Genomic DNA, 23,975 nt, shown 5'->3' with positions numbered 1-23,975 from the left:
GTGATGGAAGCATATATCCGTGTTGGAAATGAAAGCGTAATTGCCCCGGATTACATTGTAAATGAACTGATCTTAAAGGGAACCAATCAGTCCTTTGACACCTTAACAACAGAAGCTGTGAAAAAGGATTACAGCTTCACACTCCTGGAGGCAACCTATCTGGAACGAACCGGCCTCCGCTTTGAGCCATCCGATTATGTTTCCTTCGGTTTGGCTGACAAAAATGGGGTCTTGACCAATGCCGGAAAGCTCATGACCGATCAGCACACAGTTTATAACTCCCGTATGTTCTGTACCCGGTGGAATGGCTTGGAAAAAGGCTCTATCTTTGATGATGCACTGGACGATAAAGAATACGAAGGGAATCTGATTTATCTACTGAAAAGCGGCAGTGAATTTATTCGCAATAATTCCAAAGTCCGTTTTGTCAAAGAGGCACAGTATCGTGTAGACAAGCCAGATTATGCTGAACGAGCTGTGACAGAGGCTCTTGTTAATGCGCTTATCCATCGTGATTATATTGTACTTGGCAGCGAAATCCATATTGATATGTTTGATGATCGGGTGGAAATCACATCTCCGGGCGGTATGTTTGGCGGCGGCTCAATTCAGGAATACGATATTTACAGTATCCGTTCGATGCGACGAAACCCTGTGATTGCTGACCTGTTCCACCGCATGAAGTACATGGAACGCCGTGGAAGTGGCCTACGCAAAATCGTCAGTGAAACCGAAAAGCTGCCTGGATACACAGAGGCATATAAGCCCGAATTTTCCTCAACAGCGACAGATTTCAGAGTCATCTTGAAAAATGTAAACTACAACTTAGAGGGTGACGCCCACCAAGTTATCCACCAAGTTACCCACCAAGTTATTGAACTATCAACGGTATCCAAACAGATTTTGGCTTTTTGCACAACACCAAAATCCAAGAAAGAGCTTGCAGTATTTTGCGGCTTCAAAGATTTAAGAAACTTCACCTTGAAGCATATCAATCCGCTTTTAGAATCCGGGCAATTAGAAATGACTATTCCCGATAAACCTAAAAGTCGCAATCAAAAATATATTACAGTTCGTTCCGAATAAACAGAGAAGCAGGGCATTGGGTCTCATCTCCCATTGTCCTGCTTCTTTTTCATTCCAAATTATATTCACATCATTTACCCATACACCCAATCCTGGATCGCAAATTTCAAACTCTGCACCTTTCCCAGCAGCCAGATCGCAGCCAGCGGCAGCCCCATCGGGCTAATCAAAAATGCCATAATCAGCAAAATTGCACCATTCTGCGGGGAATAGGTAATAAGCACAGCCACGCCAAGTAGAGCAATTACCGTGCTGAGCAGACCAAGCACCAGACCAGATATGTAGATCAGCCCCATGCAGAGCCAGACAAAAAGCGTCAACACCAAAATGACCGGTGCAGTTACAATCATCAGCAAGCATTTCAAAATCTTCATTCCAGTTCCTCCCTCCAACGCTCCAGATACCGTTTGCACAGGGCATCCGCTTCTCTCTCATCATCTTCCGTCAACTCCCGTCTGCCTTTGGTCAGTTCAATCTCCACATAAGTCCGGTAATCATCAGCTAAGAGATTGAACAGTTCCTTGGGAGTATGGCACACCTCGCCAGAGCAATAGTGAAAATCTTGGTCAAATTCAACTCTTACACATCCATGGCGGCTAATATAAACTTCTATGGTCTCGTCTGCGGTCAGGTAATCCGCAAAAATCTCCAGCACCTTTTCAAAGGTCAGCATCTGTTTTCACTCCTTTGCTACGCTTCTTATTCTACTCATATTATCCGGTACGGACAGGCAAAAGACAAGGATACAGACAAAAAGAAAAAGCGGAGGAAGGTGCGGCGAAGAAACGCCGTTCCTCCCTCCGCAAATGGAGTATCTATCCCTGTTATGAAAGTTTGGAGAGTTGGGTAAGGATTTCCTTCACACCCTCCCACAGTTGTTCCTGCCGCTGGGATATATCCTCCAAGTCAGCATTATAAACCCGCCCGGTCTCATGCACTTTGCGGGTCAGCTGGTTCAAGTTGTTGCTGCTTCGGCGCATCAGGGAGACCAACTCCTTCAGCTCTGGCAGTTCCAGCTTGACCACATAACCATCCAGCGCCATTTTCCGCAGATAAGCGCTCAAATTCTCTGTCCCGTATTGCTGCATCTTTTGATGGATCAGTTCCAGTTCTTCTGCGGACACCCAAAACAGAACCGGCACATCCCGCTTGCGCTTTGCCATGGTTATCGCTCCAGCTCCCGTTTTTTCGGGGCGGCAGACTTATTGGCGGGCAGCTCCTGTTTGAGCTTATCCCGTACTGAGGGACGGGACGGTTCCAGTTTTTCTCTCTGGGTACGGCTGCGCTGCTGTTCTTCACGCACCAGATCAATAAAACCATCCAGCACAGCAGGGTGGCTGTTTAAGGCATAACCACAACGGACGGTTTCGGGATTCTCATTAGGAATGGTCTTGGCCCATTCTTTGTTGCGTTGGGAGTAGCGCCCATCCCAGTCCTGAAGCTGGATCGTGTTAGACAGAACCATAGATACACGCTCCATGCCATAGGTCTCGATCACACCCTTTGCCGCATCGTGGCTGAGATACATTCCGTCGAAGTGTTCCCGCACCGCCGCTTCAATGGACTCCTTGCATTGGAGATTTACATTGTTGGAAGCTCGGTACTGCTCCAGCTCCCCATGTTCTCTCGCATAGGCAGCTGAATGGGGATAGATTGGTGTTGTTCGCAGTTCCTCTTTAGCTCTGCACACATCGTCGGCACGGTTCTCAATGCTGTCCCGGATCATATCCATATAGCCGGTCTCCAGCTTTTCAAAATAACGGTACACATCCGCCAGCGGCGAGGGAGATTCCAAAAGCGCCTGGGCCTGTGCGTCGGTCAGCTCCAGCTCCTCCATCGCCATCACAATATCCTCACGGACAGTATATTCATAGGTGTGGTGCAGGATTTCTTCCGGGGGCTGGCTTTTCAGCCAGTCCCTATATTTTTCCTGCTCAGTGGCCATCTTTTCATAAAGGGCTGTATTCAGATTATTGGTATTCATGTTATCGCACCTCCTCATGCTGTTTTGGTTTCTTGTCTGTACTGCGGGGCGTCGCCGGACGTTTCAGATGATCCAGCACCGAAGGCCGTGCGCTTTTGGCAACAACAGCCTCGGCGTGCGCCTGTCCCTTTCCGTCGATGTTGAGCAAAGTATCCAGCTCCACCAGACGGGTATTTTTGCTTCGCAGTTCTTCTTCATAAAGGAATGGCTTTCCGACTTCCTCCTTTGCGGCAGCCTGCTGCTGATAGAGGTTATCCAGCTGGGCCTTTGCCGCCTCCAGACGCTGGGGCATCTGAGCGAGGGCATTGTCGATACGGGTAAGATTTCCGCGAGGGTCTGTACCAAGGGTTGCCCGGTGGGTCATCTGTCCTTTCAGCAGGAGCGTATACTCCTGTTCCCAAGCGGAAAATTCCACGGATATGGCATATCCCCGGTAGCTGCCGATCTGCACTGGATCGGAGGTTTTGACCTCCTTGCAGGCATCCAAAAGGGCTGCGCCGGCGTTCTCCTTATCGGTCAGCAGATCGCCACGGATTTCCATACCAGCAAAACCGTCCTCCGGGTGCGGGTGCGCTGCCAAAACCTCCAGATCGGATTCAAAGCCCTTGATAAAGCCTTTGTGCTTTTCAATCTCCTCCGGGAAGTATTTGAGCAGCTGGTCCTCCAGACGATATTGCTTGCTCTGGTGGTCGGCTTTCATCAGCTTCAGGCGGGATACCTCCACATCCAAATCCATGCGCTCTTTGATACGTGGGTCTCCGGCACACAAAGCCTTGATCTCTGCAAAACTGAGGGCGGTTTCATCCACATCATCGCAGGAGCGTACCGGCGATTTAGAAGTCATGATCTGACTAATGAATTTTTGCTTATTCTCCACCGTCTGCCAGAGGTATGCGTCAAAGGTTCCTTCGGTCACATAGCGGTACACATGGACAAGAGGATTCTGGTTGCCCTGGCGCTCGATACGGCCCTTGCGCTGGGCAAGGTCTCCCGGTCTCCACGGACAGTCCAGGTCATGAAGTGCCACCAGACGGTCCTGCACATTGGTGCCTGCGCCCATCTTGGCGGTGCTGCCCAAAAGGACACGCACCTGACCGGTACGGACTTTAGAGAACAACTCCTTTTTCCGCACTTCGGTGTTGGCTTCATGGATAAAAGCGATCTGGTCGGCAGGCATCCCCTGAGCAATGAGTTTCTGACGAATATCGTCATATACCGTAAAGGTCGGTTCCTGCTCCGGCAGAGGCACGGCACCTTCCAGTGCGTGAAGCAGTGGATTATCCAGCGTTTTCGCCGCCTTGCTTGCAGTAGCTTTTGCCTGCGGTGTAGAAATGTCGCAGAACACCAGCTGGGTCAGCTTGTCAGCTTCGCCATCCCGCCAGATCTGCATGATGTTGTCCACGCACTGATTGACCTTTGTGCCAGGTTCATCCGGCAGCATCTGGTTGACGATCCTCTGGTCCAGTCCCAGCTTGCGGCCATCCGAGGTGATTTTGAGCATATTATCCACCGACGGGTCCACACTGCCTCTGTGTACTTCGGAAGCGCGCTCAGAGAGTGCCTTCACCATTTCCTGCTGATGTTCGGTAGGCTGCGCCACGATGTTGTGGTATTCCACCTCCGGGGTGGGCAGGTTCAGTTGGTCGGCGGTCTTGATGTCCGCCACTTCTTTGAACAGGTTCATCAGCTCTGGCAAATTAAAGAACTTGCTGAATCTCGTTCTTGCCCGGTAGCCGGTGCCTTCCGGTGCCAGCTCCAATGCTGTGACGGTCTCCCCAAATCTGGAAGCCCAGCAGTCGAAGTGGGTCATGTTCAGTTCTTGCAGGCGTTCATACTGAAGGTAACGCTGCATGGTGTAAAGCTCGGTCATGGAGTTGCTGACCGGGGTGCCGGTGGCAAAAATCACGCCACGGTTTCCGGTGATCTCATCCATATAGCGGCACTTGGCAAACATATCGGAGGATTTCTGCGCGTCCGATGTGGAAAGACCAGCCACATTCCGCATTTTTGTGTATAGAAACAGGTTTTTATAGTTGTGGGCCTCGTCCACAAACAAACGGTCCACACCCAGCTGCTCGAAGGTTACCACATCGTCTTTTCGCCCCTCGGCTTGCAGCTTTTCCAGTCTGGCTTCCAGAGACTTTCTGGTACGCTCCAGCTGTTTGACGGTAAAACGCTCGCCGCCACTGGCCTGTACCTCTGCAATCCCCTCAGTGATCTCGTCGATCTGTTCATAGAGAAGCCGTTCCTGACGCTCCCGGCTGATGGGGATACGCTCAAACTGGCTGTGTCCCATGATGATGGCATCATAATCACCCGTCGCAATACGTGCGCAGAACTTCTTTCGGTTATGGGTCTCAAAGTCCTTTTTGGTGGTGACTAAGATATTGGCGGAAGGATAGAGACGCAGAAACTCCGACGCCCACTGCTCTGTCAGATGGTTTGGAACCACAAAGAGAGATTTCTGGCACAGTCCCAGGCGTTTGGCTTCCATCGAAGCAGCTACCATTTCAAAAGTTTTGCCTGCGCCTACTTCATGTGCCAACAGGGTATTTCCTCCATACAGCACATGGGCAATGGCGCTTTTCTGGTGTTCCCGCAGGGTAATGGCCGGGTTCATGCCTCCAAAAGTGATGTGGCTGCCATCATATTCACGGGGACGGGTAGAGTTCATTTCCTCGTTGTACTGGCTCACCAAAGTCTGGCGGCGCTCCGGGTCTCTCCAGATCCAGTCCCTAAAGGCTTCCCGGATCGCCTGCTGTTTTTGAGCCGCCAGGGTGGTCTCCTTGGCATTCAGCACGCGGCGCTCTTTTCCGTCTGCGTCCTCTATGGTGTCATAGATGCGGACATCCCGCAGGTTTAAGGAATCCTCCAGAATCTTGTAGGCGTTGGCGCGGCTGGTCCCATAGGTGGTATAAGCTGCCACATCGTTGTAGGATACAGAAGATTTTCCCTTGATCTGCCATTCAGCGGTAAAGGACGAATAGTTGACCTCGATACTGCGTTGGAGATAAAACGGGGTATTAAAGGTCTCATACATAAACTGCTGGATATATTCCTTGTCAATCCAGGTAGCGCCCAGACGCACCTCGATCTCCGACGCATCCAGGTCTTTGGGCTGGGCGGCGGTAAGAGCTTCCACATTGACTGCATAAACCGGGTCCTGCTGTGCTGCCCGCTGTGCCTGACGCAGCTTTCGGCGTACATTGCCAGAGAGGTATTCATCAGCAGTCACATAATGGGGCGTTCTGTCCTGCTCCAACTGTCCCGGTACACGGAAGATTACGCCTTGCAGCTCTCCGGCCAGTTCTTCTTTTGTTTTCCGGTAAGCTGGCTCATATAGTCCATATCCACGCAGGCTTTTTCCGAGATGGACACCGCCAGTGCTTCACTTGCCGTATCCACCACAGCCACCGCCTGATGGGGCTTGATGGTCCGCTTGGTGAACATATCTGCCTTACGTTCCAGTTTACCGTCCTCGTCGATGACTTCCAGCGCACAGAGCAGGTAATAGGAAGAATCGTCTGCATAGGCCAGACGGTTTGCACGGTCATTGATGAGACCGTATTTGGCAGAAAAGCTGTCATAGAGGCTGTTCAGTTCCGCCTGCTTCTCCCGAATGGTGCTGTCCGGAACCGCTGCATCCATCTGAAGGTCGATCAGTTCCTGCACACAATCACGCAGTCCCACAAGACCTTTCACGCGGGCTTCGGCGGTGGCGTTGAGGTCAGGGCGCACCATACGGCTGTTTTCCCGGTAGTACACCTGCCCGTCTACAATGGCATAGGAATAGTTCTTCACATTGGGGTCGGCAGGAATGGAGGTGTCAATGGCTTCGCCTTCGCCCAGCTCCGGCAGCTCGGCCTCCTGGTAGGTGCCGCGAATGTACTTCACGGCATCGTGCAGCTGATCGGCCAGTTCCAGCCCCTCAATGGGGTTCACGGTGTAGTCCATACCATGTGCAGTGCTTACCGGCTCCTGTCTGCCTAGCACCATTTCCGGGTGGTCGATAAAATACCGGTTGATGGCAAACCCGTCCTCCGTCTGTCCGGTCTGGGTCCATTCCGGCACGATGTCCAGCGGGCGATCCCGCTTTTGGAGAAAGATGATGTCGGATACCACCTCGGCACCGGCATTCTTTTTGAACGCGTCATTAGGCAGACGGATGACTCCCAGCAGCTCGGCACGTTGAGCAAGATACCGGCGCACGGTGGAATCCTTGGCGTCCATCGTATAGCGGCTGGTGACAAAGGCCACCACGCCGCCGGGACGCACCTGGTCGAGTGCTTTGGCAAAAAAGTAGTTGTGGATGCTGAAATTCAGCTTGTCATAGGCTTTATCTCGAACCTGATACTGGCCAAAAGGCACATTACCAATGGCAAGGTCATAGAAATCTCGCCTGTCGATGGTCTCAAACCCGGCCACGGTGATGTCGGCCTTGGGGTAGAGCTGCTTTGCAATCCGTCCACTGATGGAATCCAGCTCAACGCCATACAGACGGCTGTTTCGCATTTCTTCCGGCAGCATACCGAAGAAATTGCCCACACCGCAGGACGGCTCCAGGATGTTGCCGGTCTCAAAACCCATGCGGCCCACGGTCTCATAGATGGCCCGGATTACCGTGGGACTGGTGTAGTGCGCGTTGAGGGTGGAACCTCTGGCGGCGGCATATTCCTCCGGGGTCAGCAGTTCTTTTAGCTGGGCATACTCTAAAGCCCATGCCGGTTTCTCCGGGTCAAACGCATCAGAGAGACCGCCCCAGCCCACATATCGAGAAAGAACCTCCTGCTGTTCGGGGCTTGCCTGCTGTCCGGCAGCTTCCAGCTCTTTCAGCAAACGAATCGCATTGACATTTGCCTGGAACTTGGCTTTCGGACCGCCCTCACCCAAATGCTCATCTGTAATGCGGAAGTTTTTTGCATTGCGGCGCAGGTTAGCCTTGTATTCCTCATAAGATGCTTCCTCGGCAGCTTTGGCATTGGGAAAGGTCTGCCACTGGCCATTGACCTGAATGGAAACCGGGTGTTCGTCCAGCACTTCCTCAAAGGTTTTCTCCGGCTCAGTCACAGGGGCTGGCGGCTCCGGCTCCTCGATATGCAGTCGTTCCACCACCACATCATAAGGCAGATTGTTCTTATCGCCCGGATAGACGGCCATGGTCTCGGAATGGAAGGTCGGGGATTCGGTAGCCGGTTGGGGCTGTTCCTGTCCAAAACCGTCCTGCTGACGGGCATACATCCCGCGCAGCAAAGGCGCAACCTCATCCCAGCGGAAATACAGCATAGCCAGACGCTTTTCCTCTGCATCCATGACTTCCAGTTCTATGCCCTGTGCCGTGGTACGGTAATCGACAATATCGCCAGTCTCCAGATTCAGTGTCTCAATCTCACCGGAATAGGCTCTGCTCAGCCAGTAGGCGATCTCGCTGTTGCTCCTGCCGGATTGCAGCAGCGTGGAAATCTGCTTTTTATCCGCTTCATCCATCAGTCCATGAGCCAATACATCCCGCAAGTCTTGTTCTGCCTTGTCCGGGTCAATAGGAAGAAACTCGGTATAGTAAGCATTGCGGCGGTCTGCCCGAAGCAGCTGCTCGAACTGTTCTTTGCGCTCTGCCCGGTAGATGGGATATACCATCCCGGTGGGCAGAAGCTGTACGGTGTCCTCCCGCAGCTCGGTGATCTGATAGGCGTCATCCTCGATATACACGGTATCGCCCACGGCATAGACCGGGGCGGCTGGGTCATAGGAGGTTCTTTGCGGAATTGGGCGGCGAACTGCGTCATATTCCTCATCGGAAATGGAAACTTCGGAAGTCTGCTCTGTCTCGGCATCTGCAATCTGCTCTGCATCTGACCTCACCTGTTGGATAAACGGATCATTGTCCAGTTTTTCCGGGTCTGCCACCTGGCCGTTGACAATCCCTCTTTCCTCCAGAGCTTCCCGGATGGCGATTGGGTCGATGTTGTCAAAACGATCCTGTTCTTCTTCGGTATAAAACCGTTCCTCCTGAATGAGCTGGGCAAGCCTGCGCTGTACCTTCGGCCAGGGCAGCTGCGTTTCCTCCGGGCTGCCGGCACGGACAACGAACAGGCTGTTGCTGTTACTGCCGCCGTATTCCTGAGCCAGCCATGCGGCGGTATCTTTTTCTCTTGCATGGTCTTTCATATAGCGGACAACAGCGTGTTTACTCTCGATATTGCCGTTCCATGCACAAAGGACAGTATCAATATCTTCCTGAGAAAGAGGGCGCAGAAGCTCATGGAGCTTTGGATAGGTCTCGTCGATCACTTCCCGGTGCAGACGCTGACGGAACTCCGGCACATCCGAATAGAGTCGGATCAGCTCCATATCCTTAGAACCAAGAACCGCACGGCGCACAGCGGCATTGCCCTCGATGACAGCATTTTCACGGTCAGAATGCCCGCAGGCATTGCGGTATGCGGCATCCTCGGAAATAGCGGCAGTCACCACAGGCTTATACTGCTCAAACTGCTCCCGAAGGATAGGCTTTGGCGTTTCTTTCTCCACCTCCGGCTGCTGTGTTTGAATGGCATCTTCTTCGGCCAGTTCCTTTTCAGACTGGATTTTGTCATACTGCGCCTGTTCCTGTTCGGTAAGATAGCGGTCTTTCTGGACAAGTGAGGTAATGCGCTTGGCAACCTTTTCCCAGTTCAAGTGAACATCCGGGCAGTCCTGCTTTTTATAGTGCAGTCCTTTCCCATCGTGATCTTCGCCGCTGTGTGTTGCACCGGACAAGGCATGAGAGCGTCCGCCAATGCCATACTCGTCTTTGAGGAATCTCACTTTCTCCTTATCCGTATGGTTTGCCATGAAAAACGCATAGATACGGCCTTTTCCACCGGCGAAACTGCTTCCGCCGGTCATGGCGGCGTCGATCTCATCCTCGGTAATAAAGTGCTGGACGGTTGGCACTTGGGAAAGCTCTGAAGAAAAGGTCCTGCGGGGCAGGTCAAGGTCCTTCAGGTTCTCCCAGATCTCCCTCGGTCTATGATAGTGAAAACGCAACAGGTCACGGTCCTGCTGATAGGCAGTCCAGAAGGCAGCGTATTCTTCCTTGAGGGTCTGGCGGAAAGCCGGTTCACTCAGCTGCTCCATCAGGTGGCGGGTCTCCTCCGGGAAACCATTGCCTTTGATCTCTGACAGGCAGGACAAATATCCGGCTTCTCTGGCATCCTCACTGAGATCGTGATACAGATACCAGAGCTTTTCTGCAAGGAGGGATCGTTCATAGCCTGCCACTTCTGCAAGCTCCACATTGGAGGCAAACTGGCCGCTCTCCAAAAGCTCCCCGATACGCTCTGCGGCGCTCTCCCAGGAAATGACCTGGGCAGACCTGTCATAACGGACAGACTTCCCGTGGGAAAGATGGATACCATCCTCGGCATACCATGCGCTCACACTGCCAAGGCCATTGCCGCCGTGGTACAGCGTTTTCAGTATCTCGGCAATCTCAGCGGTGGTTTTCTGCTTTTCAAAGGCTGCAACCACACGCTCCCTTTGACGGTCTGTATTGCCGCCCAAACGCAGCACATGGTCGATGTCATTTTGGGCAAAAGAAAAAGCAGAGGATGTATGCGCTACATTCTCTGCTTCATCTATGGATTGGATCTGTTCCGCTTCGGAGAGGAACAGGTTTAGAGTCAGCTGTTGATAAGCTCCGTCATCAGGATTTCCTCGGCCTGAGCTTTGCAGGTGTTCATCAGCCCCACCCACTTCATGGGATCGCTGGCTTTCAGTTCCTCGGTGGCTCCCGCTTCCTTCGTCAGCTGGGGCATCATCTGCTCCAGTCTGCTCTGGGCGGTCTCGTCGATCTCCAGAAGGTGCGGGTACAGCTTCTCGCTCAGCAACATCTGGTTGTAGAGGATGGGACGGTGTTCCTTCAGGTAGGTTTTCCTCATCCTGCCGTACTTGCCCAGGGGTTTCTCCGGCTGCTGGCTCAGCTTCAGGTCGGGAATCAGATAGTCTCCGTTCTGGATATAGGTCATGGGATTGTTCATCTTGTTTGCTCCTTTCTTGGTTGGCTTCGCGCTCTGCATTTCGGACGGTAACGCCGATCTGCCGCAGCACCTGCTGGTTGATCTGGCTGACCGCTGTTCCCAGCGCTCCGATGGTTGCCGGAGTATTGAAATCAAAGATCGCCATGAAATCTTCGTGGTCGAAGTAGCGTTCCGGTTCCAGTCCACAGCGGGACATCAAAGCATAAGTGATACTGACGGTGGCTGCTGCCTTGAACTGTACTCCGATGTTAAACTCATCATATTCCTCCAAAAAGGAACCGTCAACGATATAGAAGAAGTCCTGCTGATGCTCCGTCCAGTATTCCTCAGCCAGTTTTCCGGCTACCTCGGTGAGCTGTCCGGCAAGGTCATCACCGGAAACATCATAGGTGCGCTCAAGCATGGCCTGCACCGAATCCAAATGGCGCTCCTCCAGCTGCCACAGCCAGGGAGTGCGGGAATGTTCACGGGTTCCGGTGTCGGAAATATCAAAAACATAGCGCAGGCGGGGCCTGTCCCCGGAATCGTCCACCAGAGCAATTCCCTTGGAGCCGCGCCTTACATACCGGCCCATCTTTTCATTCCACAAATCGTACTCTGCACAGGCGGTGGCGTCCGGACGCTGGGCGTAGATCATCAACTGCTCATGGAACGGGTACTTGTAAAGGCGGGAAGCAGTGGTGAGAAACCCTGCCCATTCCTGCCAGCTCCCCGTGAGCTGCGTTGTCACCTTCTCCGCCATCTGTGCATATAGTTCAGCTTTGGTTGGCATAGTGTTCTGTCCTCCTTTCAGTTTTGGGGTAAAAAGGTGGGGTGGCATATTGCCACCCCATCCCTGCGATTATGGTGTTTACTGGTCAAAATCCGGATACAACTCCAGCTCGGCAAACTCGGCATCACTCATGGCCTGGAGCTTGCCCAGTGCGCTGTCTGTCAACTCCCGCAGCTCGGTTTCCTCCGGGGCCAGCTCGCCGCGCATCTCACGCAGGCTGTCGATCAGTCCGGTGCGGCTGCCGGTATTGTAAATGCACATCAGGTTCATTTCCTCAAAAGTAAAGTTTCCCATATCAAATCTCCCTTTCCGCACTCTTTTTTGGCGCTATCTTTTTGTGTTCTGCCTTGGGCTGGCTTTTCAGCTGCTCCATGACGGACTTTTTCTTTTCCCGTTCCTCCCGATGGGCAGCGGCAGCCAAATCCATGAGGGAAATGGGCTGACCGTTGCGGGCCTGCTGTTCCAGCTCTGCCACCGTAGGCTCTTTTGCGCCATTGTTGATGATACCGTCGATCATGCCGTAATCGTCCTCCACGGCCATCTCCGCATTTTTCAGCGGATTTTCCGGCAGGAATCCGGGGATCTGGGTAAAACCAACACTGTCACAGTAATGACAGGATACCTTACCGTCCTGCTTGATCGCAACGATGTCACTGACACTCATAGAAGGACTGTGAAAATCCGACGGCTTTTGCAGATTAAACTGCTCATATAGTTTTTCCAGCTGCTCCGGTACTGTGCCAGACGCACTTAGCGGAGCTGTGTAAATGAGGTCATAATTGCTGCGGTCTATGGAAATGTCATGGGACTTTAACCAATCCAGATTCATAAAGCGCACATTCTGCGGATCGTCACGGCTCACCTGGTAGATAGCAAAGCAATCTCTGTTCTGGGATAGAAATGCCTGTTCGCGTTCCTGCTGATGTTCCTGACGCTCCATGACCTTTTCGTGGAACTGAGGGCTTTTCTCCCATTCCTCACGGTCCACGCCAAAAAGACCGCCATGATCCATGATTTCCTGCGGGTCAAACACCATGCTCTCCGTATTGTCCTCATGCAGCACATAGACGGTCAAACCAGCGGCATCCAGTTCCAGCGCCCGTTCTCTGGTGACAGGGAGCATCCCATCATAGAAGTAGCCGTATTCCTGCATATCCGGTGTGGATACCTGCTCATCAGGCATAGGATATTCATCCAGCGCCTGCTCTTGTGCTTCCGGCAGCTGAGAAGAAGCAGCCATCTGACTGGCCTCTGCCTGCATCTGCTGGTAGGCAGCTTCCTGCAAGGTCTCAATCATGGACAACGGTGCGTATTTTACCGAGTCTCTGCCCAAATCGTTGTCATCACAAATCTGGAGAACTGCCTTCATGCGGGAAATCTCCGGCATATCCAGCTGACCACCATCCAACTCTTTCATGGACGCGGCATCGTAAAGGGTATAGTCCCAGCCGCTGTCACAGGACTGGATATGAAGATAGGTGGCATCGTCAATCAGAAACAAAGCCTCCTGCTGGTTGGCATCCGCCCCCAGCACTTCCATTTCCGGCATTGCCGCAGCCAGTTCCTTTACCGCTTTTTGCACCAGAGGATTATCACGGTAATAGTCGATTGCCTGGATGGTGTCCAGGTCAATGGTCTGGCCGGTCAAAATCGGAAAAGGTCCTTCATAGTCGCTTCCGTCTTTCAGCTCAAAACCAATGCCCTTTATCCCGTTCATTCGCTCTGCTGGAATCTCCTGATAAATGCGGACAGCTTCCTCCAAAGACAGGTTATCGTGGTATTCTCCGAGGTTTGGAAATTCCATGCACTCTGCTACATAGTAGGTCAGATCGCCGGTCGGCAGCCTATCAGATACCTTAATGGCATCTGCTGGCTGCTCTATCGGGGCGGTTTCCGGCTCTACCTTTGCATGAGGGTCGATTCCACGCTCTTTGCAGATTTCCTTATAGTGGCGCTCAATGTCGGAGATCAAAGTGCCGGAGGTTTTGTTGATGGTCTCCAAACTGGCTCTCAACTCTTTCAGTTCCTTGCCCTGACTCCAACTGGCAATATAGCCAAAGCTATTTTCTCCAGTCTCGATGCCAAAATATTTGCAGACTGCATAGGAGATGCTTTCAGCCTCCACTTCTTCCGTGTGACGGTTTTTGATTGCCTGTTTTTCTGCGGTTGCATCTTCCTCAACTGCAAGACGCCATTCAAACTGATTTTCGTCCACATAACGCCAATCCATATCAGAAGCAAACTGTTCGGCTTCTTTTTCTGTGGCAAAATCCAACTTGAAATCATGTTTGGTTCCACCTTCACTCTCCTGCACAACCTTCCATGACGGTAGCATTTCATATTTTTTAGGGTCATGGAGCTTGCTGTGAGCAATCTCGTGAACCGTGGCCGAAACCGTCTGCACCTCGCTCATGCCCTGACGAATGGCAATTTTCTGATGATCGGCAGAAAAATAGCCGTCCGTATCGGCGGCCATTGCTTCAAAAGTAATCGGCACCGGTGCGCTGCGGCGCAGGGCCTCCATGAATGCCTCATAATTTGGCACATTGCCGGAAAGGGATGATGCAAGCTCCGGCAAAGGTTTCCCGTCGGTCTGGCTCACATCAAAGACCTTGACCGGACGAAACATGGGGATCTCGATTTCTTTTTCCTCTGTAACGATCTTTCCGTCTTTATCCAAAATCGGAGCCTTGGTATCCGGGTCCAGCTTCTGCTCCTCGATTTTCTTCTTATACGGTGTCGGGGCAATGATGGTAATGCCATGCTCGCCCTTTTTTACATGACGCTCAAACTGGTCTTTCCACTTATTGTATCCGGCTACCAAAGTGGCATCCGGCTTCTGCATATAGATGAGCATGGTGTTGTTTACCGAATAGCGGTGAAATCGGGACATGACGGACAGATAGCGCATATACTTTTCGCTTTCAAACAGTTCTTTGATGCCCTGCTCGATGCCATCTGTGATTTCCCTTAGCCGTTCTCGGTTGGTGGGTTTATTCTCAGCCATGATTTTCAATCTCCTTTCCAAGTGTGTGATTTCTGCTGTGTGTTCTGCAATCCATGCCTTTTGTTCTTCTTCACTTTCATAAAGAAAAAGGTCCAGCAGGTACTCTACATAGGTTTTCTTCTGGATTGCTTCCACAAAGCGGGGGTGCGGTTCTTCCTCCGGTGTCCTGGGAGAACGGTCGGCTTCCCATTTTTTCAACAGATAGTAGTAATCGGACAGTACACGGTAACAGCGCTGTCGATCCTCCCGAAACTTCTGTGCCTCGTTTTTTTGCCGGACATATCTCCTACGGGGCGGGGCCTGACTGTCATAGATCAGGCCAAAGTCCTGTGCCAGTTTCTCCGCCGCTTCTTTTGGGGAGAGGTCAAAGAGCTTTGCGGTAAAGTCGATCACATCCCCATCTTCACCGCAACCAAAGCAGTGGAATCGCTGGTCTACCTTCATGCTGGGATTCTTATCATCGTGAAAAGGACAGCAGGCCATGCCATTTCGCCTGACTTTTATCCCATAAAACTCTGCCGCTTCTCTGGTGCTGACCGACTGCTTGATTGCTTCAAATACATTCTCTGCCATGTGCCTTTAACTGCCGGACTTTTTCACAGGGGGCTGGTATCCGGCGGCTTTCGCACGCTCACTGGCAGCTTTGCGGCGTTCTGCGCTGTATGGCTCCCTGACTGATACACACCGCTTAGGGACGGTAAAGTTATGGGCGTCCTTTCGGGTGATCTGGTCGGGGTGCTTTTTTGCCAGCAGTTCCAGTTTCTCCATCAGGCGGGGATCGTGGGTGTAGACCTCAGCCATTGGTTCTGCCTGGTTATAGAGGAGAATGGTTTCCCGTTCCACTAAAGAGAGCTTCATCGGCTGCCTCCTTTCCGCTGGTCAAATTCCAGCTTGAAATTGGCATACTGTCCATCGTCCTCCAAAACCACAGTGGCATCGTAGGTCTTGCCGGTTTTCTCCGAATATAACCCCGTCACACGGACACGGCCATCGTTCAGCAGCGCAGACACCACAGCCTTGGTCGGCTGTTTTTTCTTGGCAGCCCACCATTTGTTGTTTTTCCAGATTGCAAATTTGCAAGAATCATTCTGACAGAAGAAGCCTTTTTGCAGTTCTGCAACTTCACCGCCGCAGCGAGGGCATTTGCCCACCACCTCACGGGGCGGAGTGAACAGGTACTCAGTTCCCTTGATGACCTGATAAGTCCCCACCAGATCTTTCAGCATGGTGCTGATCCCATCTAAAAACTCCTCCGGGGCAAGCTGTCCGCGCTCGATCTCGCCCAGGCGGTACTCCCACTCGGCAGTCAGAAGCGGCGATTGCAGTTGTTCCGGCAGCACTGTGATCAGGGAAACTGCATCGTGGGAAGGGAGAAGCTGCACCGTTTTTCTGTTCTTTTTTCGCTCCAGAAAACCGGCAGATACCAGCTTTTCCAAAATACCGGCACGGGTGGCCGGTGTCCCCAGACCTTTTCGCTCGGCGTCCTCCGGCATATTTTCTTTTCCGGCAGTCTCCATTGCGGACAACAAGGTATCCTCCGTAAAGTGCTGAGGCGGACTGCTTTTGCCTTCTTTGACGATTGCCGCAGCAACCGAAAGGGTCTGTCCTTCGGTCAGCTCCGGCAGGGCTTTCTCTGCGCCCTCTTTTTTCGGCTCTGCATTCTTCATTTTGGCACGGTAAGCGTCCTCCAGTGCTTTCCATCCGGGATGTTTCACCGTTTTTCCTTTTGTGGTAAACTCCCCACCGGCACACGCTGCAATCACAACAGTTTCCGAATAGATATGGGGCTGGGCTACGGCGCACATCAGACGCAGGGCCACCAGCTCCAGCACCGCTTTTTCTCCCGCAGGAAGGGCAGAAAGGTCTGCATCCTTGAGATTTCTGGTAGGGATTACTGCGTGATGGTCGGTTACTTTCTTATCGTTGATGACCGTATGCGGATCACAGGTAATGGCGATCCCTTTGCGAAACGGCATAGCACTGGCAACCAGATTCACCAGCACCGGCAGGCTGTCTGCCATATCGCCAGTCAGATAGCGGCTGTCAGTACGGGGATAGGTGCAGAGCTTCTTTTCATACAGGCTTTGTAGATAGTCCAGGGTCTGCTGGGCTGTAAATCCAAGCAGGCGGTTGGCATCTCTTTGCAGGGTAGTCAGGTCATAGAGGGCAGGCGGCTTTTCGGACTTTTCCTTGCACTCCACCTTTTTGATTGTGACATTTGCACCCTGACAGGCTTCTTTCAGCTGCTCGGCAGCGGCCTTATTCGCCATGCGCTCCCCGGATACGGTAAGACCGGGCAGCTCCAGCGCCACGGTATAAAAGGGAATCGGCTTAAAGGTGTCGATCTCAGCTTCTCGCTGAACAATAAGCGCCAGTGTCGGGGACATCACGCGCCCGATGTTGAGGGTACGGTGATACAGCACGGAAAAAAGCCTTGTCGCATTGATCCCCACCAGCCAGTCGGCCTTGGCACGGCAGAGGGCAGCATCCCGAAGTCCGTCATAGTCCGCACTGGGGCGCAGGTTTGCAAAGCCTTCCCTTATGGCGGAGTCTTCCATCGAAGAAATCCAGAGCCTTTTCATCGGCTTCTTGCAACCTGCCAGCTTATAGACGCTACGGAAGATCATCTCGCCCTCGCGTCCGGCATCACAGGCATTTACCACTTCCGTCACATCCGGGGCATTCATCAGCTTTTTGAGAATATCAAACTGCTTTTTCTTATCTTTTCCTACCACCATCTGCCAATGTTCCGGCAGGATAGGCAGATCATCATATCGCCACTTGGCATACTTTGGGTCATAGCTGTCTGCATCCGCAAGACCGGCCAGGTGGCCCACGCACCAGCTGACACGCCAGCCGTTGCCCTCCAGATACCCGTCCTTACGGACGGTTGCGCCGATCACCGCCGCCAAACTCTGGGCAACTGATGGTTTTTCGGCAATTACCAATTTATGTTGAGCCATGATGGTTCCTCCTCTCTTTGAGCCATCGGGACATTTCCCGGTGACAGATACCTACGCAGGGTCTTCCATAATTCCCGCAACCATAGCAGGGGTGGCTGTTGGGTAAAGAAGGAGGACGGGAAGTTTCCTTCCCGCCCTCCGGCCTGCGTGTCATCATGCGTTCATAGGGACTGTCTGTGAATCGGGTCATTTCACGCTGTCCTCGTCATCTTCTTCTGTGCTGCCCCCGTCAGCATCCGGCTCGTCCGACTCCTCATCCTCGGTTTCCCATTCCTCGGAATCTTCCTCGCCATAATCATAATCGTCCAGACTGTCATTGCCCTTGGTCTTAGGCTTGTTCTTAACGAGCTTCAAGTAGGCAAATACGCCACCGCCACCAAGCAGAGCCAGCAAAAGGGCCAGCGCAGCCGGGTTCAATCCGGCAGGCTTCTCTTTTTCCGGCTCCGATGTTTCTGCCGGAGGTTCCGGTGCTTTGCCCGTACATTTACTCTTATCAGTTGCGCAGACCGGGCAGGCCGTATTGACTGCCCCTGCTTCACATTTTGTTGAACAGCTGCATACCGCAGGCATCTCCTCTTTGGGTTTTCCATCTTCCATCAGCGCCGCAAGGTCTGCATCGTCCACCTGATTCAGAAAGTGAACAGCAGTCTCCTTGTCCTCATTCGCCCTGTCGATCAAAATGTAAAAATAGTTGCCAGCCTTGGTGGTAACGGTAATGAGCTGCTTATTGCCTCCAAAATCATCCACCAATGCCGCATTCCCCTCCGGTGTAAGTGCCGGTTCTGTTTCTTCCACAATCACATTGCTGTCATTGGTAGAATCCTCTGCCGGTGCCGCCGGAGCCTGTTCTGACCCCTGTGCGAAAGCAGGGATCGTAAAGCCAAATGCCACAACCATTGTCAGGCAAAGGGCGGAAAGTGTTTTGCAAATTCTTTTATTCTTCATAAGCGGTAGCCTCCTGATTATTTGATTCCGACAGTGCTGTATCTCTGCCGTGGTTCATTCCACCGGAAAGCATAGCGTTCAGCTGTGCTGGAGTCATGCGTAGCGCACGAACCATCTGAACGATTTCCAGATTCTCTGCCTCCGTTTTCTGTGCTTCCAGGGTCTTGAGCTTTTCCTGATATTCCGCAATCTTCTCACGGGTTTTCTCAATTTCCTGGTCGATACGTTCAATTTTGTTTTTTGCCATAACCGTTCACTCCTTTCCACAAAGTCTGTTACCAGTTCATCAGACCATAGCCTTTAATGCTTTGATAATTCAGATCATAACTTTTGATCTTGCAGGCATCGCCGGAATTTCCCTCCACGGTATAAACGCGGCTGCCATCCGTACCGATCACGATACCCACATGGTCTGCTGTCCCATCCAAATCCCAATCAAAGAAAATTGCATCTCCGGGAGCCAGATTGTTATAGCCTCTTGCACCCCATTGTCCATGAGACTGGAACCACGGAACGCCCTGCCACTCACAGCCTGCAAAGCGCGGCTCACTTTTTCCAGCCTGGTTATAACACCAGGATACAAAGCAGGCGCACCACTCCACGCGGCTGTCAAAGCCATACCAGCTCCAATAAGGATAGCCGCCCACATTGCCGACCTGACGCTTGGCCAGCTCCACCAACTGCGGATTTCCGGGACGGGTTCCATTTACGAACTGTACACCGGTCAAGTCCTCGGAATTGCTCATGTCAGGGGAACCACCGCCAAACAACAGCGGCTTATTGCCCATGGTCTGCCGGTAAACCTGATACATTTCCATCTGCTCCGGGGTCAGTAACTCCGACGCCACAGCGGAAATGGGCTTGCTGGTGAGTTTCACATTCAAAATGTAATACTCATAGGGGACTTCTTCTGAGGTGGTCTCGCCGGTCTCCGGGTCGGTGGAGGTCTCCGTGCGGTAGCGAATCTCCACTTCCTCAGTAAGCGTCAGCTGATACTGTGCTGCAAACACACGCGCCAGCTCTGCCTGAGCGCTCTGCTGGGTGTAACCTTGCAAGACGGCAGACAGAAATGCTGCCAGCTCATGAGGGTCATGGCCGATCATACCAAGGTCATAGCGATACTCGTCATACCCTGGGTGGCTGCTTTCAATGTTGTCGATTTCCTTCTGCAACTGGACTTCTCTGGCTACATAATCTGCCTCCACTGCCAGCATTTCCGGGTCATCCGACGGATAGGTGGTGCCGGAGAGAACGGAACCGATGCTCTGCGCCATCATGGAGCAGGAGGACATAGTATTCATCAGCATACAGGTAATGAGGAACAAAACCCCTGCCATCAGGAAACCCTTCTTGTGGCGCATGACGAATGCCCCTGCCTGCTGTGCCTTTTCTTTTACCGTCCTTGCGACTTTTCCGGTTTTGGACGCAGCCTGGGCGGTATTTCCGGCAGTCTGACCGGCGTGTTTGGCGGCGGCATACTGCCTTTTGATGGCCTGCTTTTGCTGCCAGCGGGAAAGCGGATTGCTGGCAAACTGGGGATTTTCCTGCAAAGATTTCTGGTACAGAACATTTACATTTGCCTTTTCCAGTTGACGCTCTGCCTGTGCTGCTTTGCGGTACGGCTTCAGCTTGTGGCTGCGATAGCCCTCCCGCACCAGATAAGCGCCGGTCTCCACCGCCTCCTCGGACTTGTGGGCGCTTTCCACGCCCACATTGTCCTGCTCTGTTTCCCGGATCTCTTTGTGGAGCTTGCCCACGACCAGATGGACGGGAGCTTCCCTGACTCCTTGAGAAACTTTGGAAGGTGGCTTTTTCTTGTCCTCAAAGGTCAGCTTCGAGGTCTTTTTTCCGGTATCCGGGTCAATGACCGTCTGCCTGACCTTTTTCTTTGGGATATTGGCCTGCGCCTTATCTGCTCTGGCCGCAGCTTTCTCCGCTTTACGGATCGGCTTTTCCAGTGCAGGGTCAGACCGTTCCTCATCAGTAAAGCGCAGGCGCGGTTCCTTATTCAAACCATTCTCCCAGCATGAGGGAGGACATCATGTAGTGCAGCTCTGCATAAATGGCCATTCCCACAGGATCGTTGAACATACAGCCGGACAGGTAGGCATAAAACTGTGCCACCACATCGGACAGGATCTTCGCTTCGGTTCCTTCCAGAACCAGACCACCCATACCTTCCTTGGCACGGATGGTGCTCCAGACCTCTGCCAAACGGAGCAGCCCCATCTGACCGGTCTCATTCAGTTCGGCTGCCTGGTCTGCCGCCGTGCGACACTCGCTGACCGCATCGGCCATGACCGTAAGCAGCTGGCTGCGCTGGGCATTTACCGCCCTGTCGAAAAACATCAACGGGTTTTTATTCAAAATGTTGGGGTTCATCATCATTCATCCTCCTTCTTTTTCAGTTCCTGGGGTTTGGTGGTCATAATGCGGTAAAGCTCGGTATTCTTCGGGAAGTGATCCACAAAAGGCAGGATTGTAGAGCCATAAAACAGCAGGCCCTCGCCCTCACCGGAGTGGGTCACATAAGATAATTGGTGTGTGGAAATACCCAGCTGCTTAGCAAGAATCTGACGGTCTCCGCCTGCCTGGTTGAGCATATACACGAAGTCGGAATTTTCAAAGATATTTTCCACCTCGCGGCTGCTCAAAAGGTCTTTGACATTCTGGGTGATACCTGTCGGAATACCGCCCCATTTACGGAATCGCTTCCAGATTTCCACCGTATAGGCGGCGGTCTGCTCCTCCTTCAAAAGCAGGTGCATCTCGTCGATGTAGTAACGGGTGGACTTGTGGGCGGCACGGTTGATGGTAACGCGGTTCCACACCTGATCCTGTACCACCAGCATACCGATTTTTTTAAGCTGCTTGCCCAGTTCCTTGATGTCATAGCAGACAATCCGGTTATCAATGTCCACATTGCTCTGATGATTGAACACATTCAACGAACCCGTCACATAGATTTCCAATGCCGTTGCAATGTACTGAGCTTCTTTTTCTTCCTGCTCCCGCAACAGGTTATAAAGGTCCTCCAAAATCGGCATATTCTCCGGCTTTGGGTCATTGAGATATTCGTTGTAAACCAGCCGTACACAACGGTCAATAATGGTTTTCTGCACCGGCTGCAAGCCCTCCTTACCGCCCACGATCAGCTCACACAAGCTGAGGATAAAGTCAGACTTGAGTGACAGCGGGCTTTCATCATCCGAATAGTCCAGATTCAGATCCATCGGATTGATATAGTTGGTTGAAGTAGGTGAGATCTTGATGACCTGCCCATGCAGACGCTCAACAAGAGGTGCGTACTCCGCTTCCGGGTCACAGATAATAACATCATCACTGGTAAGCAAAAAGCAGTTGGCAATTTCTCGTTTTGCGCTGAAGGACTTACCGGAACCCGGCGTACCCAGAATCAGGCCGTTGGGGTTTTTCAGCAGCTTTCTGTCCACCATGATGAGGTTGTTGGACAGAGCATTGATGCCGTAGTACAGAGCTTCTTTCCCGTTCTGGAACAGTTCCTGCGTAGTAAAGGGCACAAAGATAGCTGTGGAACTGGTGGTCAGTCCTCGCTGAATCTCAATCTGATTGAGACCCAGAGGCAGACAGCTCATCAGCCCTTCTTCCTGCTGGAAGTCCAGCTTGGTCAGCTGACAGTTATACTTCTGGGCAATAGAGCCTGCCTGAAAGATGTTGTTGCCAAGCTGACGGGGATTGTCCGCTGTGTTCAGCACCAGAAAGGTCAAAAGGAACATTCTCTCGTTGCGGCTCTGCAAATCCTGCAAGAGTTTTTTCGCTTCACTGCCGTAGGTAGCAAGGTCAGATGGAATGATGTCCATGTCGTATCCGGCACGGACTGCTTTTTTCTGTTCCTCGATCTTGCTGCGGTCCAGGTCGGTAATCTTCCGCTTTACCGTTTTGATGGCTTTCACCTGATCCACCGACTGAATGTGCATACTCACAATGAGCGAACTTTCCATATCCAGAAAATCAGCCAACAGACGGTCATTCAGCTCCGGTGCGAGAATCTGCAAAAAAGAAACAGCCCCGTATTTCTTGCCCATACGGAACTGCTTGCCGGTGCGGAACTCAAAGGAGCTTGGTGCAATAAAATCCTTTGTGGACAGACCGGAAGGAGCCAGCCAGTCCCATTCAAACTGAAACGGGAGTTGTTCATCCATGTGGAATACCGCATGAAGCTGAAAAAGCCTTTCTTTACCGTCCAGCGTTCTGGCAGCTACACCAAGACGCTTGAAGTTATTAAGTATATCTGTCTCAATACGCTCCAGACGGGGCTTGGCGGCTTTGATGCTGTCCGCGTCGATACCAAAGGTCAGATATTTGGTCTTGATGAGACCGTTGTTACCTCTGGCCAGCTGATTTTGCAGCATTGTGGTGTATTCCTCGCGGATACTGTCAAAGGCGTCCCTCTGGGGCGGGATGGAAATGGAGTTAGCAAAGGTCTCCTCCGATGCCGCAAGGTTCAAAAAAGACAGCTGGAAATGAATCGAGCTGTCAAAATAATTGAGGAAATCACACCAACCCTCAAAGATTGCCGTCTTATCTTCGTTTTGGGAGAGCTGATAGTTGATGTCCTGAAACTGGATGGTCTTTGTGTAGTGGCTGTCCGATATGCGGCAGATTCCGTCCGGCCACATCCGTTCATAAGGGATACTGTCCTGCGCAGATTTTCCTTTTTTGTCCGTGCGGTTAGCGCGGGCAATGGCCGCTTCGATCTGCTTCTTATCGGCGCGGGACAGCTTTTTCTTTGTCTTTACCGGCTGCACAGTTTTTTCCTCGGTTTTTCCGAACATCCGATGCAGCCATTTTTTTATTGCGGTGAACAATGTCATACACCTCCTTATCGAGCATTTCCTGCCGCTTTAATACGGCATAAAAGTTGTTGGTCTGGTAAGGTCGCTGCTTTGGACGGATTACAGCTACTTTGAGAATGTTGCCCACGATCTTTTCCAGGGGCTGTCCATGCTTTTCGTACACAGCCAGCATAAAGAAGGGCAGCATAACCAGCATCATACACATAGCCGCTACACTGTTTCCGGTAGGTTTTCTGAGCAAAAAGAAAAGCGGTACGCCAATAAGCGCTCCGCCCGTGAAGCAGATAAGCTGCCGCTTGGTCAGATTGAACATGACCTTTGTTTTGACTTTTGTTAAGTCCTTGGGTACGGGTACATAAGCCAAT

17 protein-coding genes and 3 pseudogenes are annotated in these 23,975 nt (G+C 52.2%); 2 read left to right on the top strand and 18 right to left on the bottom strand.

Features of this window, described 5'->3' with window-relative positions:
* On the top strand, positions 1-1,086 hold a 1,086-nt coding region (locus tag ROSEINA2194_RS10685; RefSeq protein ID WP_044927661.1), incomplete at its 5' end, for an ATP-binding protein.
* Between the two features lie 74 nt (positions 1,087-1,160).
* On the opposite strand, the gene ROSEINA2194_RS10680 is transcribed toward ROSEINA2194_RS10685, so the two are convergent.
* The 6 genes and pseudogenes from ROSEINA2194_RS10680 to ROSEINA2194_RS22040 form a co-directional block, all read right to left on the bottom strand.
* Positions 1,161-1,460 (bottom strand): CD1845 family protein, encoded by a 300-nt coding sequence (locus ROSEINA2194_RS10680; protein ID WP_007886655.1) that lies wholly within the window; start codon positions 1,458-1,460, stop codon positions 1,161-1,163.
* Positions 1,457-1,759 (bottom strand): hypothetical protein, encoded by a 303-nt coding sequence (locus ROSEINA2194_RS10675; protein ID WP_007886654.1) that lies wholly within the window; start codon positions 1,757-1,759, stop codon positions 1,457-1,459. Before ROSEINA2194_RS10675 ends, ROSEINA2194_RS10680 begins: the two co-directional genes overlap by 4 nt.
* A 151-nt stretch (positions 1,760-1,910) precedes the next feature.
* Positions 1,911-2,249 (bottom strand): plasmid mobilization protein, encoded by a 339-nt coding sequence (locus tag ROSEINA2194_RS10670; protein WP_003526263.1) that lies wholly within the window; start codon positions 2,247-2,249, stop codon positions 1,911-1,913.
* Between the two features lie 2 nt (positions 2,250-2,251).
* On the bottom strand, positions 2,252-3,070 hold the full coding sequence (locus ROSEINA2194_RS10665; RefSeq protein WP_007886651.1) for a DUF3848 domain-containing protein: 819 nt from the start codon (positions 3,068-3,070) through the stop codon (positions 2,252-2,254).
* A 1-nt stretch (position 3,071) separates the two neighbouring features.
* Positions 3,072-8,827 (bottom strand): annotated as a pseudogene (locus ROSEINA2194_RS23925) (helicase-like domain-containing protein); the annotation flags it as partial.
* Between the two features lie 1,904 nt (positions 8,828-10,731).
* Positions 10,732-11,076 carry a TnpV protein gene (locus ROSEINA2194_RS22040; RefSeq protein ID WP_438942529.1) on the bottom strand — a complete coding sequence of 115 codons (345 nt, stop codon included), beginning with the start codon at positions 11,074-11,076 and terminating at the stop codon, positions 10,732-10,734.
* Between ROSEINA2194_RS22040 and ROSEINA2194_RS22035 the strand changes: the two genes are divergently transcribed.
* Complete coding sequence (locus ROSEINA2194_RS22035; protein ID WP_227970470.1) at positions 11,075-11,842, top strand: hypothetical protein; 768 nt, start codon at positions 11,075-11,077, stop codon at positions 11,840-11,842. The genes ROSEINA2194_RS22040 and ROSEINA2194_RS22035 overlap by 2 nt on opposite strands.
* A 96-nt stretch (positions 11,843-11,938) precedes the next feature.
* Here the strand turns inward: ROSEINA2194_RS22035 and ROSEINA2194_RS10655 are convergent, their stop codons facing one another.
* The 12 genes and pseudogenes from ROSEINA2194_RS10655 to ROSEINA2194_RS10610 form a co-directional block, all read right to left on the bottom strand.
* On the bottom strand, positions 11,939-12,154 hold the full coding sequence (locus ROSEINA2194_RS10655) for a transposon-transfer assisting family protein (protein WP_002576226.1): 216 nt from the start codon (positions 12,152-12,154) through the stop codon (positions 11,939-11,941).
* Between the two features lies 1 nt (position 12,155).
* A pseudogene (locus ROSEINA2194_RS23920) lies at positions 12,156-14,006 on the bottom strand (YodL domain-containing protein); the annotation flags it as partial.
* A 195-nt stretch (positions 14,007-14,201) separates the two neighbouring features.
* Positions 14,202-15,440, bottom strand: a pseudogene (locus ROSEINA2194_RS23915) (ArdC family protein); the annotation flags it as partial.
* A gap of 6 nt (positions 15,441-15,446) precedes the next feature.
* Positions 15,447-15,725 (bottom strand): hypothetical protein, encoded by a 279-nt coding sequence (locus tag ROSEINA2194_RS10645; protein WP_004798047.1) that lies wholly within the window; start codon positions 15,723-15,725, stop codon positions 15,447-15,449.
* Positions 15,722-17,830 carry a type IA DNA topoisomerase gene (locus tag ROSEINA2194_RS10640; RefSeq protein ID WP_007886640.1) on the bottom strand — a complete coding sequence of 703 codons (2,109 nt, stop codon included), beginning with the start codon at positions 17,828-17,830 and terminating at the stop codon, positions 15,722-15,724. Before ROSEINA2194_RS10640 ends, ROSEINA2194_RS10645 begins: the two co-directional genes overlap by 4 nt.
* Entirely contained in the window at positions 17,817-18,020 is a 204-nt protein-coding gene (locus ROSEINA2194_RS20425) for a hypothetical protein (protein WP_081453903.1), read from the bottom strand. The genes ROSEINA2194_RS10640 and ROSEINA2194_RS20425 overlap by 14 nt, the downstream gene beginning before the upstream one ends.
* Complete coding sequence (locus ROSEINA2194_RS10635; protein WP_007886639.1) at positions 18,017-18,775, bottom strand: DUF4366 domain-containing protein; 759 nt, start codon at positions 18,773-18,775, stop codon at positions 18,017-18,019. The genes ROSEINA2194_RS20425 and ROSEINA2194_RS10635 overlap by 4 nt, the downstream gene beginning before the upstream one ends.
* Positions 18,765-19,022, bottom strand: coding sequence for a DUF4315 family protein (locus tag ROSEINA2194_RS10630; protein ID WP_002576231.1), 258 nt, complete (start codon positions 19,020-19,022; stop codon positions 18,765-18,767). The genes ROSEINA2194_RS10635 and ROSEINA2194_RS10630 overlap by 11 nt, the downstream gene beginning before the upstream one ends.
* Before the next feature lie 28 nt (positions 19,023-19,050).
* A complete protein-coding gene (locus tag ROSEINA2194_RS10625; protein WP_007886629.1) occupies positions 19,051-20,787 on the bottom strand; it encodes a C40 family peptidase in 1,737 nt (578 codons plus the stop codon).
* On the bottom strand, positions 20,780-21,160 hold the full coding sequence (locus tag ROSEINA2194_RS10620) for a DUF3851 domain-containing protein (protein WP_015516003.1): 381 nt from the start codon (positions 21,158-21,160) through the stop codon (positions 20,780-20,782). Before ROSEINA2194_RS10620 ends, ROSEINA2194_RS10625 begins: the two co-directional genes overlap by 8 nt.
* A complete protein-coding gene (locus ROSEINA2194_RS10615) occupies positions 21,160-23,562 on the bottom strand; it encodes a VirB4-like conjugal transfer ATPase, CD1110 family (RefSeq protein WP_007886623.1) in 2,403 nt (800 codons plus the stop codon). Before ROSEINA2194_RS10615 ends, ROSEINA2194_RS10620 begins: the two co-directional genes overlap by 1 nt.
* A complete protein-coding gene (locus ROSEINA2194_RS10610; RefSeq protein ID WP_007886622.1) occupies positions 23,519-23,974 on the bottom strand; it encodes a PrgI family protein in 456 nt (151 codons plus the stop codon). Before ROSEINA2194_RS10610 ends, ROSEINA2194_RS10615 begins: the two co-directional genes overlap by 44 nt.
* Between the last annotated feature and the right edge of the window lies 1 nt (position 23,975).

Origin of the sequence: Roseburia inulinivorans DSM 16841 (assembly GCF_000174195.1) — a bacterium.
Classification (GTDB): Bacteria; Bacillota; Clostridia; order Lachnospirales; family Lachnospiraceae; genus Roseburia; species Roseburia inulinivorans.
Note: the sequence above shows the minus strand (reverse complement) of the source record. Positions and strands in the feature narration are given on the sequence as shown.

Excerpts from the sequence above, each read along its gene's own strand:
- ROSEINA2194_RS10670 (WP_003526263.1), bottom strand. The coding sequence starts at position 2,249 with ATGGCAAAGCGCAAGCGGGATGTGCCGGTTCTGTTTTGGGTGTCCGCA.
- ROSEINA2194_RS10655 (WP_002576226.1), bottom strand. The coding sequence starts at position 12,154 with ATGGGAAACTTTACTTTTGAGGAAATGAACCTGATGTGCATTTACAAT.
- ROSEINA2194_RS20425 (WP_081453903.1), bottom strand. The coding sequence starts at position 18,020 with ATGACCCGATTCACAGACAGTCCCTATGAACGCATGATGACACGCAGG.
- ROSEINA2194_RS22040 (WP_438942529.1), bottom strand. The coding sequence starts at position 11,076 with ATGACCTATATCCAGAACGGAGACTATCTGATTCCCGACCTGAAGCTG.
- ROSEINA2194_RS22035 (WP_227970470.1), top strand. The coding sequence starts at position 11,075 with ATGGGATTGTTCATCTTGTTTGCTCCTTTCTTGGTTGGCTTCGCGCTC.
- ROSEINA2194_RS10665 (WP_007886651.1), bottom strand. The coding sequence starts at position 3,070 with ATGAATACCAATAATCTGAATACAGCCCTTTATGAAAAGATGGCCACT.
- ROSEINA2194_RS10630 (WP_002576231.1), bottom strand. The coding sequence starts at position 19,022 with ATGGCAAAAAACAAAATTGAACGTATCGACCAGGAAATTGAGAAAACC.
- ROSEINA2194_RS10635 (WP_007886639.1), bottom strand. The coding sequence starts at position 18,775 with ATGAAGAATAAAAGAATTTGCAAAACACTTTCCGCCCTTTGCCTGACA.
- ROSEINA2194_RS10680 (WP_007886655.1), bottom strand. The coding sequence starts at position 1,460 with ATGAAGATTTTGAAATGCTTGCTGATGATTGTAACTGCACCGGTCATT.
- ROSEINA2194_RS10640 (WP_007886640.1), bottom strand. The coding sequence starts at position 17,830 with ATGGCTCAACATAAATTGGTAATTGCCGAAAAACCATCAGTTGCCCAG.
- ROSEINA2194_RS10620 (WP_015516003.1), bottom strand. The coding sequence starts at position 21,160 with ATGATGAACCCCAACATTTTGAATAAAAACCCGTTGATGTTTTTCGAC.
- ROSEINA2194_RS10645 (WP_004798047.1), bottom strand. The coding sequence starts at position 15,725 with ATGAAGCTCTCTTTAGTGGAACGGGAAACCATTCTCCTCTATAACCAG.
- ROSEINA2194_RS10675 (WP_007886654.1), bottom strand. The coding sequence starts at position 1,759 with ATGCTGACCTTTGAAAAGGTGCTGGAGATTTTTGCGGATTACCTGACC.